This window comes from Lapillicoccus sp., assembly GCF_025353065.1.
Taxonomy (GTDB): Bacteria; Actinomycetota; Actinomycetes; order Actinomycetales; family Dermatophilaceae; genus Lapillicoccus.
On sequence record NZ_JANXRJ010000103.1, the window covers coordinates 87,986 to 101,450 of the forward strand.

The 13,465-nt window shown below is 71.1% G+C and carries 13 protein-coding genes; 4 read left to right on the forward strand and 9 right to left on the reverse strand.

The genetic code is table 11. The features are described 5' to 3' along the window. Positions 1-8: 8 nt before the first annotated feature. Both Q0R63_RS08535 and Q0R63_RS08540 read right to left on the reverse strand, forming a co-directional pair. Positions 9-902 (reverse strand): amidohydrolase family protein, encoded by an 894-nt coding sequence (locus Q0R63_RS08535; RefSeq protein WP_295696324.1) that lies wholly within the window; start codon positions 900-902, stop codon positions 9-11. Positions 903-977: 75 nt separating this feature from the next. After that, the gene (locus Q0R63_RS08540) at positions 978-3,218 is read right to left on the reverse strand and encodes an NADP-dependent isocitrate dehydrogenase (protein ID WP_295696326.1); all 2,241 of its coding nucleotides are present in this window, start codon (positions 3,216-3,218) and stop codon (positions 978-980) included. Positions 3,219-3,356: 138 nt separating this feature from the next. Between Q0R63_RS08540 and aqpZ the strand changes: the two genes are divergently transcribed. Continuing rightward, positions 3,357-4,229 (forward strand): aquaporin Z, encoded by an 873-nt coding sequence (gene aqpZ, locus Q0R63_RS08545; RefSeq protein WP_295696328.1) that lies wholly within the window; start codon positions 3,357-3,359, stop codon positions 4,227-4,229. A 32-nt stretch (positions 4,230-4,261) separates the two neighbouring features. Here the strand turns inward: aqpZ and Q0R63_RS08550 are convergent, their stop codons facing one another. Next, positions 4,262-4,876 carry an NAD(P)-binding domain-containing protein gene (locus tag Q0R63_RS08550; protein ID WP_295696330.1) on the reverse strand — a complete coding sequence of 205 codons (615 nt, stop codon included), beginning with the start codon at positions 4,874-4,876 and terminating at the stop codon, positions 4,262-4,264. A 117-nt stretch (positions 4,877-4,993) separates the two neighbouring features. On the opposite strand from Q0R63_RS08550, the gene Q0R63_RS08555 reads away from it, so the two are divergent. Continuing rightward, a complete protein-coding gene (locus Q0R63_RS08555; RefSeq protein ID WP_295696332.1) occupies positions 4,994-5,656 on the forward strand; it encodes a TetR/AcrR family transcriptional regulator in 663 nt (220 codons plus the stop codon). Between the two features lie 344 nt (positions 5,657-6,000). Continuing rightward, a complete protein-coding gene (locus tag Q0R63_RS08560) occupies positions 6,001-6,993 on the forward strand; it encodes a malate dehydrogenase (protein WP_295696334.1) in 993 nt (330 codons plus the stop codon). Positions 6,994-7,074: 81 nt separating this feature from the next. Here Q0R63_RS08560 and wecB read toward each other — a convergent pair whose 3' ends face one another. From wecB to purN, 6 genes are all read right to left on the reverse strand, one after another. Then, the gene (wecB, locus tag Q0R63_RS08565; RefSeq protein ID WP_295696411.1) at positions 7,075-8,223 is read right to left on the reverse strand and encodes a UDP-N-acetylglucosamine 2-epimerase (non-hydrolyzing); all 1,149 of its coding nucleotides are present in this window, start codon (positions 8,221-8,223) and stop codon (positions 7,075-7,077) included. 89 nt (positions 8,224-8,312) lie between these two features. Continuing rightward, a complete protein-coding gene (locus Q0R63_RS08570) occupies positions 8,313-8,588 on the reverse strand; it encodes a DUF3017 domain-containing protein (RefSeq protein ID WP_295696336.1) in 276 nt (91 codons plus the stop codon). Beyond that, a complete protein-coding gene (locus tag Q0R63_RS08575) occupies positions 8,585-9,436 on the reverse strand; it encodes a bifunctional methylenetetrahydrofolate dehydrogenase/methenyltetrahydrofolate cyclohydrolase (RefSeq protein ID WP_295696338.1) in 852 nt (283 codons plus the stop codon). Before Q0R63_RS08575 ends, Q0R63_RS08570 begins: the two co-directional genes overlap by 4 nt. 139 nt (positions 9,437-9,575) lie before the next feature. Continuing rightward, positions 9,576-10,598 carry a DMT family transporter gene (locus Q0R63_RS08580; RefSeq protein WP_295696340.1) on the reverse strand — a complete coding sequence of 341 codons (1,023 nt, stop codon included), beginning with the start codon at positions 10,596-10,598 and terminating at the stop codon, positions 9,576-9,578. Between the two features lie 30 nt (positions 10,599-10,628). Beyond that, positions 10,629-12,257: a bifunctional phosphoribosylaminoimidazolecarboxamide formyltransferase/IMP cyclohydrolase gene (gene purH / locus Q0R63_RS08585; protein ID WP_295696342.1), complete on the reverse strand. Its 1,629-nt coding sequence runs from the start codon at positions 12,255-12,257 to the stop codon at positions 10,629-10,631. Further along, complete coding sequence (purN, locus tag Q0R63_RS08590) at positions 12,254-12,883, reverse strand: phosphoribosylglycinamide formyltransferase (protein WP_295696344.1); 630 nt, start codon at positions 12,881-12,883, stop codon at positions 12,254-12,256. Before purN ends, purH begins: the two co-directional genes overlap by 4 nt. Before the next feature lie 230 nt (positions 12,884-13,113). Between purN and Q0R63_RS08595 the strand changes: the two genes are divergently transcribed. Then, on the forward strand, positions 13,114-13,455 hold the full coding sequence (locus Q0R63_RS08595; protein WP_295696346.1) for a hypothetical protein: 342 nt from the start codon (positions 13,114-13,116) through the stop codon (positions 13,453-13,455). Positions 13,456-13,465: the final 10 nt, after the last annotated feature.

Sequence of the window (13,465 nt, forward strand, 5' to 3'; positions counted from 1 at the left end):
CTCCCGGGTCAGAGCCCCATCAGACGTGCGCCGTTGTGCCACAGCACTTTCCGCAGCCAGTCCTCACCGAGGTCGAAGCGGTGCAGCGCGGCCAGCTGGGTGAAGTAGGCGTAGGGGATGTTGGGGAAGTCCGCGCCCAGGACGACCTTGTCGGCCAGCGCGCCCAGCCGAGGGAGGTAGTCGGCCGGCAGGGGGGCGAACTGCTCGACGTAGTCGGTGCCGGCCATCGTCGTGTCGAGGTGCACCCCGGCATACTCCTCGGCGAGATCGGCGAAGGCGTGGTACTCGCTCATTCCCAGGTGGGCGATGACGAGGACGAGCTCCGGGTGCCGCTCGAGCAGCCGGCGAACCGGTGCCGGTCCGGTGAACTCCCCTGACTTCGGGGCGGATCCGGCATGCAGCACGATGGGGACCCGCGCCTCCTCGAGCAGGTCCCAGGCCACGTCGAGCCGGCCGTCGTCGGGGGCGAAGACCCCCACCTGGACGTGCATCTTGAACAGTCGGGCACCGGCGGCGAGGGCATCGGCGACGTAGTCGGCGACGTCGTCCTCGGGGTAGAGCGTGGCGGAGTGGACCGCGTCGGGCACCCGGGCGGCGAACTGCGTGCACCAGTCGTTGAGCCAGCGGGCCATCCCCGGCTTGTGGGGATAGGTCAGCGACGGGATGCCGCGCAGGCCGAGCCGGCGCACCGTGTCGAGCCGCGCGGGTTCGTCGAGGCGGTAGTGGATCGGCCAGGCGGTGCCGTAGTTGCGCTCGGCGTCGTCGAAGTAGGACCACACCTTGGCCAGCATCGACTCCGGCAGGAAGTGCACGTGGATGTCGGCGAGACCCGGCAGGCCGAGCGCCCGCCAGTATGCCGGGACCTCCTCGTCCGAGGTCGGTGCCACCAGACCGTCGGTCATCGTCTCCTCCGTCCGTCGCTCCGGGTTGCCGCCGGGTAGAGAGCCTAGCGACCGCCGCCGCCGCTGGGTGGGGGGTCAGGCGATCCTGGCTGCCCGGGCGAGCAGGCCTGCGACGGCGGCGTTGAAGGTGGCCGACGGACGCATGACCGCCTCGGCCTTGGCCGGGTCGGGACGGTAGTAGCCGCCGAGGTCGACGGCGTGGCCCTGGACGGCGAGCAGCTCGCCGACGATGGCCTCCTCGCCGTCGGAGAGCGCCTGCGCGAACTCCGCGAAGGCCGCCGCGAGCGGGGCGTCCTCGGTCTGCTTCGCCAGCTCCTGCGCCCAGTAGAGAGCGAGGTAGAAGTGGCTGCCACGGTTGTCGGTGGTGCCGAGCTTCCTTCCGGGAGAACGGTCCTCGTCGAGGAAGGTCCCCGTTGCCCGGTCGAGGGTATCGGCCAGGATCTGCGCGCGCGCGTTCCCCGTCGAGGTGGCGAGGTGCTCGAGGCTGACGGCCAGGGCGAGGAACTCGCCGAGGCTGTCCCAGCGGAGGTAGTCCTCCGCGACGAGCTGCTGGACGTGCTTGGGCGCCGAGCCACCGGCGCCGGTCTCGAAGAGGCCGCCGCCGTCGATGAGCGGCACGACCGACAGCATCTTGGCGCTCGTGCCGAGCTCCATGATGGGGAACAGGTCCGTGAGGTAGTCGCGCAGCACGTTGCCGGTCACCGAGATGGTGTCCTCGCCCCTGCGGATCCGCTCCAGCGAGAACGCGATCGCCTCGACCGGGGGGAGGATCCGGATGTCCAGCCCCTCGGTGTCGTGGTCGGGGAGGTAGGCCTCGACCTTGGCCGCGACGTTGACGTCGTAGGCGCGCGTCGGGTCGAGCCAGAAGACGGCCGGGGACCCGGTGGCGCGAGCGCGGGTCACCGCGAGCTTCACCCAGTCGCGGACCGGGACGTCCTTGGTCTGGCAGGCGCGCCAGATGTCGCCGGGCTCGACGGCGTGCTCCAGGAGGACCGCTCCCGAGGTGTCGACCACCTGCACCGTGCCGGCCGCCGTCATCTCGAACGTCTTGTCGTGGCTGCCGTACTCCTCCGCCGCCTGAGCCATCAGCCCGACGTTGGAGACGGAGCCCATCGTCGCGGGGTCGTAGGCGCCGTGGGCGCGGCAGTCGTCGAGGACGACCTGGTAGATCCCGGCATACGAGCTGTCGGGGATGACCGCCAGCGTGTCGCGCTCGGCGCCGTCGGGTCCCCACATGTGGCCGGAGGTGCGGATCATCGCCGGCATCGAGGCGTCGACGATGACGTCGCTCGGCACGTGGAGGTTGGTGATCCCCTTGTCCGAGTTGACCATCGCGAGCGCCGGCCCCTCGGCGAGGCCGGCGTCGATCGCTGCCCTGACGTCGGCACCGACCCCGTCCGGGAGCGCGTCGAGACCGGCGAGGATCGCGCCGAGCCCGTTGCTGCCGTCGAGGCCCGCCGCGTCGAGCACCGTGCCGTAGTGCTGGAAGACCTGGGGCAGGAAGGCTCGCACGACGTGGCCGAAGATGATCGGGTCGGAGATCTTCATCATCGTCGCCTTGAGGTGGACGGAGAAGAGGATCCCCTCGGCCTTGGCGCGGGCGATCTGCTCGGTGAGGAACGCGTCGAGCGCGGCAGCGTGGAGCACCGTGGCGTCGATGATCTCGCCGGCGAGCACCGGGAGCGCCGCCTTGAGGACGGTCGTCTGTCCGTCCGCGCCGACGAGCTGGATCCGCAGGGTGTCGTCGGCGGCGATGACGACCGACTTCTCGCTCGCGCGGAAGTCGCCGGAGTCCATCGTCGCGACGTTGGTCTTCGACTGGGGGCTCCAGGCGCCCATCGAGTGGGGGTGCTTGCGGGCGTAGCTCTTCACCGACACCGGGGCGCGACGGTCCGAGTTCCCCTCGCGCAGAACGGGATTGACGGCGCTGCCCTTGATCTTGTCGTATCGGGCGCGGATCCCCTTCTCCTCGTCGGTCCGCGGCTCGTCGGGATAGGCCGGGAGCGCGACACCCTGCGCCTGCAGCTCGGTGATGGCGGCCTTGAGCTGCGGCAGCGAGGCCGAGACGTTGGGGAGCTTGATGATGTTGGCCTGGGGCGTCTTGACCAGGGTGCCGAGCTCGGCGAGCGCGTCGTTCACCGCCTGGTCCTCCGGCAGGAGGTCGGAGAACGCGGCGACGATCCGCCCGGCGAGCGAGATGTCTCTCGTCTCGACCGCGACGCCGGCAGTCGCGGCATACGCCTCGATGACCGGAAGGAAGGAGTAGGTCGCCAGCAGGGGCGCCTCGTCGGTGAGCGTGTAGATGATGGTGCTCATGGTCAGCGTGCTCCGTCTGGTCGACATCGTCCGGGACGACTCCCACGATACCTTGACGTCAAGATAGTTGGGGTCGCGGCCGGAGGGTGGACCCGACGACGGGCGAAGCCCCCGGCCGCGAGCCGCTAACCTTCGCCCATGCCCGCCACCCCTCGCTCGCGGCCGCTCGGCAAACGGCTCGGCGCCGAGCTCCTGGGCACCTTCGTCCTCGTCCTGGGCGGTTGCGGCACAGCGATATTCGGTGCCCGGTTCACCTCCCCCGGTGCGCTCGGAGCCTCCTCGGGCGCCGGCGCCGAGCTCGGCGTCGGTCACCTCGGGGTCGCCCTCGCCTTCGGACTGGCGCTCATCGCGATGTCGTATGCCGTGGGGCACGTCTCGGGGGCCCACTTCAACCCCGCAGTCACGTTGGGGCTGTGGGCGGCTCGCCGTTTCGACGACCTGCGGGAGGTCGGTCTCTACGTCGTCGCCCAGCTGATCGGCGGGCTGCTGGCCGGCGCCGTCCTCTGGGGGATGACGCGCAGCGTCCTCGGCAGCGCCAGGGCGACCGGCAACCTCGACGCCAACGGCTACGACGCCCACTCGCCCATCGGGGCCGGGCTCGGGGTCGTGCTGCTGGCCGAGATGCTCCTCACCGCGTTCCTCGTCTTCGTCGTGCTCGGCGTGACGACCTCGTGGTCCCCGAGCGGGTTCGAGCCGCTCGCCGTCGGCTTCACGTATGTCGTCATCCACCTCATCTCCCTGCCGCTCTCCAACACCGGTGTCAACCCTGCCCGCTCGACCGCCGTCGCGTTCTTCAACGGCGACGGCGCACCCGGCCAGCTGTGGCTCTTCTGGGTCGCACCCCTCGTCGGCGCGATCATCGCCGGCTGGTCGTTCGAGGCCATCACCGGCATCGACCGGAGCAACCTCGACGTCGGTGGGGAGCCGGGCGTGGCCGCCGCGCCCGGTGGCGATGAAGGCGCGGGCGGCGACCTCGCACCCGACCGTCAGACGCCGACAGCCTCCCGCTGACTCCTCCCCTACCTTCCTCGCCGCAGGACTCGTCAGTGGAGCTCGGCGGCCAGGGGGTTGAAGCCGGCGCCGTTACGGGCCAGCCCCATCAACAGGATGCCGGCAGACTCGAGGACGTAGGTCATGTCGAGCCCTCCGGTATCGCAGGGCCGCATGCCGATGCTCTCGACGAACGCCGCGAAACCCGCCTTCGCTTCGACACCGTCGCCGGCGAACAACGCGTCGACGGACTTGTCCTCGGCGATGATGCCGGCGAAGAGCGTGTTGAAGGCCTTGACGACGTGGGCGCCCTCGGGGGCGGCGGCGGCGATCTGGTCGGCCACCGAGTTGCCCGGGGTCGTCACGAGACCGCTGGCGTCGGCGTTGAACGGGTTGGTGATGTCGACGAGGATCTTGCCGGCCAACGCATCGCCGTAATGCGCGACCACGTCGACCGCGGCGGCATACAGGACCGCGACGATGACGATGTCACCCGCCGGCCGTGCGCCATACGTGCCGACGGTGGTTCCGTGGCCGATCTGGTCGGCGAGCGCCTGAGCGGTGGCGGTGTTGCGGCTCAGGAGCTCGACGGTGTGGCCATGCTTCGCCGCCCTGGTGCCGATCGCGGTCGCCATGTTACCCGAGCCGATGATGCTGATGGTCGTCATGAGGTGTTCCTCCGTGTGTGGGCGGGGTCAAGGTGAGGCACCCCTCCGGTTTCTGATGAACGAGTAACCGGAGGAGTGCCTCATGTTATTCCGGACGGTCGCTGTAGCCTTGCTGACGTGAGCCGGAGCGACGTCGAGCAGGTGCGGAAGCCCCGGCGCCGCGACGCCCAGGAGCGCCGCCTCAAGCTCGTCGACGCGGCGCAGCACGAGTTCGCGGCACACGGTGTGGACGCCTCCTTGGAGAGCATCGCGCGTGAGGCCGGCGTCGCGATCGGCACTCTCTATCGCCACTTCCCGACCCGCCTGGACCTGCTCCTGGCCGCCTTCCAGCCTCGGCTCCAGGAGTTCCTCGTGGGGGCCGACAGGGCCCTGGAGCTGGACGATCCGTGGGAAGGATTCGTCGCCTATCTGGAGCACCTGTTCGGCATGCAGGCCGGAGACCGGGGTTTCAACGACTTCCTGTCCCGCCGCTTCCCCGGCAACGCCGACACCGAGCGCATCCACGACCAGATGTGCCAACAGATCGAGGACGTGCTCAGCCGAGCGCAGGAGGCCGGCGAGGCCCGCAGTGACATCACCAACGCGGACATCGTCAACCTCATCTGGTCCAACGGCCGCATCGTCGATGCCACCAGCGCCACGGCGCCCATGGCATGGCGGCGTTACCTCCACCTCATGCTCGACGCCTACCGGGCCGAGCGGGCACATCCGATCCCCGAGCCGCCGATGACCTCCGAGCAGCTGTATGACGCCATGGTCCATCTCAGCGAGGTGAGGTAGCGGGGGTCTGCTGCACGGCCGAGCACGCCTCCCTGATCCCGATGGCCGCCGGACCGAATGTGGTGATCCCGGTGGATCGGTGCAGCCGTGGACGAGGGACGACCAAGGGCCACAGCCGTCCGAGGACGATGACCACCTCCGGCCGAGGTGAGAACGCGGGCCACTAACCGCGCGATCACCTCCGAGCCGGCGCCCGCACCGTGCAGGTTGACCCAGTCCTCGACATCAGCCGGGTCACCGTGATCGACGTCTCAGATGGCGGGTCAGCCGGATTCCGACCGGCTGATAGCGTCGTGATGTTTCGATTCCGCACCGGCGCGAGCCGGCCGATGAAGGGTCCTATCGTGACCAGCACTCCCGTCAAGGTCGCCGTCACCGGCGCCGCCGGCCAGATCGGCTACAGCCTGCTCTACCGCCTCGCCTGCGGTGACCTGCTCGGCCCCGACACCCCGATCGAGCTCCGGCTCCTCGAGATCACCCCGGCACTCAAGGCGCTCGAGGGGGTCGTCATGGAGCTCGACGACTGCGCGTTCCCGACCCTGGCGAAGGTGGAGATCGGCGACGACGCCACCAAGGTCTTCGACGGCGTCAATCTCGCCATGCTCGTCGGGGCGCGCCCCCGGGGCCCGGGGATGGAGCGCAGCGACCTCCTCGAGGCCAACGGCGGCATCTTCGCCCCGCAGGGCAAGGCCCTGAGTGAGGTCGCCGCCGACGACATCCGCGTCACCGTCACCGGCAACCCCGCCAACACCAACGCGCTCATCACGCTGAGCAACGCCGGCGACATCCCGAAGGAGCGCTTCTCGGCGCTCACCCGACTCGACCACAACCGCGCCATCGGCCAGCTCGCCAAGAAGCTCGGCGTCCCCGTCACCGAGATCCGCAAGATGACCATCTGGGGCAACCACTCGGCGACGCAGTATCCCGACATCTTCCACGCCGAGGTCTCCGGTCGAAATGCGGCCGAGGCGGTGGCAGACCAGGACTGGCTCGAGAACGACTTCATCCCCACCGTCGCCAAGCGCGGCGCCGCGATCATCGCGGCGCGCGGCGCCTCCTCCGCCGCGTCGGCCGCCTCCGCCACCATCGACCACGTCCGCACCTGGGTCGAGGGCACGCCCGAGGGCGACTGGGTCTCGATGGCCGTCCCGTCCGACGGGTCCTATGGCGTCCCCGAGGGGCTCGTCTCCTCCTTCCCCGTGACGGTCAGGGACGGCGCGATCAGCATCGTCCAGGGTCTCGAGATCGACGCCTTCTCGCGGGCGCGGATCGACGCGACCGTCGCCGAGCTCACCGAGGAGCGCGAGGCCGTGACCAAGCTGGGCCTGCTCGGCTGACCCGGCCCGCGCCTCACCCCGTGCAGGCGGCAGGTCGACAGCCCTGGCTACCGACCTGCCGAACTCAAGCGCTCCTGGCAGCTAGTCTCCGGACGCGAACTCCGGCAGCCTCTCGCCCACCTCGAGCAGCTGCGCGATCGCCGCAACGCCACGCGGGGCCGCGTGCCCGTCGCCGTAGGGGTTGGTCGCATTGGCCATCGCGGCGTATGCCGCGTCGTCCTCGAACAGGCGCAGCGTCTCGGTCCGCACGAGCTCGCGGTCGGTCCCGACGAGCTTGACCGTGCCGGCGTGCACCGCCTCCGGGCGCTCGGTGGTGTCGCGCATGACGAGAACGGGCTTGCCGAGGCTCGGCGCCTCCTCCTGCACCCCGCCGGAGTCGGTGAGCACGACCGTGGCGGCTCCGAGGACGTGCGAGAACTCGTGGTAGCTGAGGGGCTCGGTGAGCAGGACGTTGTCGAGACCGCCGAGCGCGGGCTCGATGACGTCACGGACGAGGGCGTTGCGGTGCATCGGGAGCAGCACGCGGACCTCGGGATGGCGCTCGGCGACGTCGCGGACCGCCCCCATGGCGTCGGCCATCCGCGCCCCCCAGGACTCACGACGGTGGCTCGTCACGAGCAGCACGGGCGCACCCGAAGCGACCAGCTCGGCGACGCGCGGGTCGACAAAGGTGGCCGGGACGCCGACGGAGGTCTGCAGCGCGTCGATGACGGTGTTGCCGGTGACGGTGATGACGGTCGGGTCGATGCCCTCCCGCTCGAGGTTGGCCCGGGAGGTCGAGGTCGGGGCGAGGTGGAGGGCGGCGATCGGTGCGGTGAGACGGCGGTTGACCTCTTCGGGAAACGGCGAGTAGATGTCTCCTGTGCGCAGGCCGGCCTCGAGGTGGACCACCGGGATCTGGTGGTAGAACGCCGCGAGGGCCGCGATGAACGCGCTCGAGGTGTCGCCCTGGACGACGACGAGGTCCGGACGGGTCTCGGCCAGGAGGTCGCTCACCGCGGTCATCGTCCGGCTCGTGATCTGCGCCAGCGTCGCGCCGGGCGTCATGAGATCGAGGTCGTGGTCGGGGACGATCCCGAAGAGGGTGTTGACCTGGTCGAGCATCTCCCGGTGCTGGCCCGTCACGGCGACGACCGGCTCCAGCGCTGCGTGCCCGCGCAGCGCGGCGATCAGTGGGGCCATCTTGATCGCCTCGGGCCGAGTGCCGTAGATGGTCATGACGCGCAGCACCACGGTCCCCCTTCTCGCTGTCTCGATCTCTTGGTCCCGCACTCACGGCGACGTCTCACGGTGATGTTCGAGAGGTTAGCGACGATCGGTCAGCTCGGGGTGAGGTTCACGAGGTTGAACGCCACGAGCACCGCCACGGCCGCCAGCCCGAGCATGAACACGTCGAGGCGTTTCGAGCGCATCTCGATGCCTCCTCCGTGCGGCGCGGTCAGCACGAGGCGCAGCACGGACGCGAGCAGGAACGCGCCCGCGAGGACGTCACCGCCGGCGCGGATCTCGCCGCGCACACTGAGGCCGAGTCCGAGGGCAGCGACCGCGGCGACGGCCCACCACGGCCCCAGGCCCGCGAGCCTCCGCCAGCTCACCGAGGGTCGGCCCGCTGCTCCGCGGCACGGACCACGTTGCGCAGCAACAGCGCCCGGGTCATCGGCCCGACCCCGCCGGGGTTGGGGCTGACCCACCCGGCGACCTCGGCCACGTCCGGTGCGACGTCACCGGCCACCTTGCCGTCGACGCGCGAGACGCCCACATCGAGCACCGCGGCCCCCGGCTTGATCATGTCGGCGGAGATGATCCCCGGAACGCCTGCTGCAGCGATGACGATGTCGGCGCGTCGCACCTCGCTGGCGAGGTCGCGGGTCCCCGTGTGGCACAAGGTGACCGTGGCGTTCTCGGAGCGGCGGGTGAGGATCAGCCCGAGCGGCCGGCCGACGGTGAGCCCGCGCCCGACGATGACCACCTCGGCGCCGGCGATCGGCACGTCATAGCGCCGGAGCAGCTCGAGGCACCCCATCGGCGTGCACGGCAACGGCGCCTCCTTGCCCAGCACCAGCCACCCGAGGTTGGTCGGGTGCAGTCCGTCGACGTCTTTCGTCGGGTCGACCCGCGACAGGAGGGCCATCTCGTCGAGACCGGTCGGCTGCTGGACGAGGAAGCCGGTGCAGGCGGGGTCGGCGTTGAGCTCGTCGATGACGGCCTCGACCTCGGCCTGCGTGGCGGTCGCGGGCAGGTCGCGCCGGATGCTCGTGACGCCGATCTCCGCGCAGTCCTTGTGCTTGGCCGCGACGTACCACCGGCTCCCGGGGTCGTCACCGACGAGGACGGTGCCGAGGCCCGGCACGATCCCCCGCTGCGCCAGCGCAGCGACCCGCGCGGTCAGCTCCGCCTTGATGGTCGCCAGGGTGGCCTTGCCGTCGAGGATCGCTGCGCTCACGGCGGTCATCCTTCCACGCGCAGGCACTTCCCTCGACTTCCCATCGCCCATTCGTCGACCACACCTCCGACGCGGGGCCGTCGGGTTCGTCGTGGAAGGCGCACCCGCTCGGCCGGTATGCCGCCAGCGCCCCCGCCAGTCAGCTCGACCTCCCGGTCTCCGTCGTCGTCGCGGCCGGGACTGCGCCGCCGCCCCTGGCCGCGAGCACCGCGGCGAAAAGGGTGATGCCCAGCCCGATGACGACGACGGGCGTCAGGTGACCGCGGGTCGCCGGGACGAGGGCGTCGAGCCCCACGGCGGCCGCCAGCTGACCGAGGAGCATGAGGATCATGACCGGCAGCACCCCGAGGTGCCGCACGGCGACGGCGGAGACCGCGACGACGACGATGCCGACCAGGCCGCCCAGCCACGACCACCACGGCGAGTGCGTCGACGCCGGTGGCCCGACTCCGCCGGTCAGGGCGGCAGGCACGCCGAGCACGAGCAGCAGGACCGCGCCCGTGGCGAAGTTGATCCAGGTCGTCGTCATCGGGTGTCCCGAGGCGCTGACCACCCGCCCGTTGGTCGCCTGCTGGACCGTCATCAGGGCCCCGACGACGGCGGCCAGGACGACCGGCACCACGACGGCCGACGAGGTGCCGCTCACCCGCCCGCCGACGGCGACGACGACACCGGCGACGGCGAGTCCGGCGCTCAGGAGCCGGGTGCGGCTGGCTGCGACCGGTCCGGCCGGGCCGAGCCCGAGCCGGTCGACGAGGATCGCGTTGACCGTCTGGCCCCCGACCACCGCGATCGTGAACAGGGCCACCCCGGCGATCGGCACGGCATACCCCTGGCAGAAGACGTAGAGCGCACCCACCATGCCGCCGAGGCACTGCCAGAACCGGATCTCCCTGTGGCGCAGAGCTTCTCGCAGCTGCGTGAAACCCGAGCGCATGCGGGGCGACACGAGCGCGAGGGCGGTGAGCACGACCAACCCGGACCCGAAGCTCCAGAGTGCGGCATCCAGCCCGTGACCGAGGTGGACGGCGAGCTCACCGTTCATCCGCGACTGGCCGGCGAGGATCGCGCCGGCGAGGAAGGTCGCCAGGGCCCAGCCCACCCGGGACGGCTCACCGCGAGTCGTCCCGGGGGGCGGGGTCACCTCGGCCCGCTGGGCCACGGCTGCCTCCGTCCGCCGCAAATCAGGGGATCAGTGGAAGAAGTGGCGCGTGCCGGTGAAGTACATGGTCACGCCGGCGACCGCGGCCGCCTCGATGACGAGGTCGTCCCGGATCGAGCCGCCGGGGGCGACGACCGCGCGGACGCCGGCCGCCAGCTGGATCTCCAGCCCGTCCGGGAACGGGAAGAAGGCGTCGGAGGCCGCCACCGAGCCGGCGGCCCGCTCGGCACCCGCGCGGGCGACGGCGAGCCGGCACGAGTCGACGCGGTTGACCTGGCCCATGCCCACGCCCACCGAGGCGCCGTCCTTGGCGAGGAGGATGGCGTTGGACTTCACCGCGCGGATCGCGCGCCAGCCGAAGGCGAGGTCCGCCAGCGTCGCCTCGTGGGCGGCGGCGCCGGTGACGAGCCGCCACCGCGACGGGTCGTCGCCGCCCTCCGGCTCCACCACGGCGTCGACGCGGTCGACGGTCTGCACGAGGACGCCACCGCTGATCGGACGCATCTCGAGGGGGTCGCGGAACCGCTGCATGTCGGCCGGCAGCTTGAGCAGGCGTCGGTTCTTCTTCTGCCGCAACAGCTCCAGCGCCTCGGGCTCGAAGTCCGGGGCGACGATGACCTCGGTGAAGACGTCCTGGGCCGCCTGCGCCATGGCGAGCGTGACGGGCCGGTTGGTGGCGATGATGCCACCGTAGGCCGACTGCGGGTCGCACGCGTGGGCCTTCTCGTAGGCCACGGTGAGGTCGGCCCCGACGGCGATGCCGCACGGGTTGGCGTGCTTGATGATCGCGACCGTCGGCTGGTCGCCGTGGTCGTGCGCCGCCCGCACCGCCGCATCCGCGTCGACGTAGTTGTTGTAGGACATCTCCTTGCCGTGCAGCTGCTCCGCGCTGGCGATGCCGGGACGCCAGCCCTGGTAGAGCGCGGCCTGCTGGTGGGGGTTCTCGCCGTAGCGCAGGACCGCCGTGCGGTCCCAGGTCGCCCCCGTCCAGGCCGGAAAACCGGTGCCGTCGCTCGTGTCCGCGAGGACGGTGCCCATCCAGCTCGCCACCGCGGTGTCGTAGGTCGCGGTGTGGACGAAGGCCTCCGCCGCGAGGCGCTGCCGCTCGCCGAGCGTGAAGCCGCCGGCGGCAACTGCCGCGAGCACCTGGCCGTATGCCGCGGGGCTGGTGACGATCGCGACGCTCGCATGGTTCTTCGCCGAGGCGCGCACCATCGACGGCCCACCGATGTCGATCTGCTCGATGCACTCCTCCGGGGTCGCGCCCGAGTCGACGGTCTGCCGGAACGGATAGAGGTTGCTGACCACGAGGTCGAAGGGCTCGATGCCGAGCTGCGCGAGCTGCGCGACGTGGTCGGGGTTGCGGGTGTCGGCGAGCAGGCCGGCGTGGATCGTCGGGTGGAGGGTCTTGACCCGCCCGTCGAGGCACTCGGGGAAGCCCGTGAGGTCCTCCACCTTCGTGACGGGCACCCCGGTGCCTGCGATGACGCCCGCCGTGGACCCGGTCGACACGATCGCGACCCCCGACTCGTAGAGGCCGCGAGCGAGGTCCTCGAGGCCGGTCTTGTCGTAGACGGAGACCAGGGCCCGGCGGATCGGGCGACGTTGCGCCACGGGCGGGCTGGCCGGCACGAGATCCGGGGTGGCGGGGGTGCTCACGGAATGGTGACCTTTCGATTCATGACGGTGAAACCCTCGCGGCCCATCCGGCCCACGTGGTCGACGAGCTGGGGGCGCTCCACGAGCTTGATCCGCTCGGTGAGGGACGCGACGGTGTCGTCGTCCTCCACCGGGACGACGCACTGCGCGACGATCGCGCCGGTGTCGATGCCGGCGTCCACGACGAAGAGGGTGGCGCCGGAGACCTTGACGCCGTAGTCGAGCGCGTCCCGGGGGCCGTGGATGCCGGGGAAAGCGGGCAGCAGGGCGTTGTGGCTGTTGACGTAACGGCCGCCGAACCGGGCCAGGAACGCCGGGCCGGCGAGCTTGAGGAAACCCGCGGACACGACGAGCGCCGGTGCATGGGCGGCGACCTGCTCGGCGAGCGCGAGGTCCCAGTCCGCGCGGCTCGGGAAGTCGGCGACACGGCATACGAACGTCGGGATGCCCGCCCGCTCGGCGCGGGCCAGACCCTCGATCCCGTCGCGATCGGCGCCGACCGCCACCACCCGCACGCCGTATGCCGGGTCGGCACCCGCGTCGAGCAGCGCCTGCAGGAGGGTGCCGGAGCCGGAGACGAGGACGACGATGTCGGCGGATCCGCCGCCGCCGGTGCCTCGAGACATCACGGTCAGCCACCTTACCGAGAGGTGGCGAGGGCTCTCGGCCCGGTCCGCACGTCGGCCGCGGCGCAGGTGGGGCACCGGGGACGGGTGTGGCACGTTTGGGGAGTACGAGCGCCGCTGGCTGCTCGCGGAGTGCTCGCGCACGTGTGCGGGACGACCCGACGGACGGAGAGGCAAGCGCGATGGCGACCAGACCTGGGGCCACCATGCAGCCTCCGCTGCAGTGGTCCATGACGAGCCTCGCCCTGTTTGCCCTCGTCTATCTGGGCGCCTCGCTCCCCCTGCCCACCCGGGCCATCGCTCTGGTGCCGACCGTCGTCGTCGCCGTCATCACCGTCCGCGAGCTGCTGCGGCAACGACGTGAGGACGCGCCGGTGCGGATGCGGCTGATGCCGACCATCACCCTGGTGCTGGTGGGGTTCGTCTTCCTGACGGCGGTCGCCCAGGTGGTCCTCTATGACGGCATCAAGCAGTACCAGGACTGCCTGTCGGGCGCGAGCACCTCGCAGGCCCGGGCCCAGTGCGAGGTGCAGCGGCAGCAGAGCGGCTTCGGGACGGTGATCGGCGGCTGACCGCGCCCGG

Bases quoted from the DNA above. Each gene is read 5' to 3' on its own strand.
- Q0R63_RS08535 (WP_295696324.1), bottom strand. From the start codon at position 902: ATGACCGACGGTCTGGTGGCACCGACCTCGGACGAGGAGGTCCCGGCA.
- Q0R63_RS08540 (WP_295696326.1), bottom strand. From the start codon at position 3,218: ATGAGCACCATCATCTACACGCTCACCGACGAGGCGCCCCTGCTGGCG.
- aqpZ (WP_295696328.1), top strand. From the start codon at position 3,357: ATGCCCGCCACCCCTCGCTCGCGGCCGCTCGGCAAACGGCTCGGCGCC.
- Q0R63_RS08550 (WP_295696330.1), bottom strand. From the start codon at position 4,876: ATGACGACCATCAGCATCATCGGCTCGGGTAACATGGCGACCGCGATC.
- purN (WP_295696344.1), bottom strand. From the start codon at position 12,883: ATGTCTCGAGGCACCGGCGGCGGCGGATCCGCCGACATCGTCGTCCTC.
- Q0R63_RS08595 (WP_295696346.1), top strand. From the start codon at position 13,114: ATGACGAGCCTCGCCCTGTTTGCCCTCGTCTATCTGGGCGCCTCGCTC.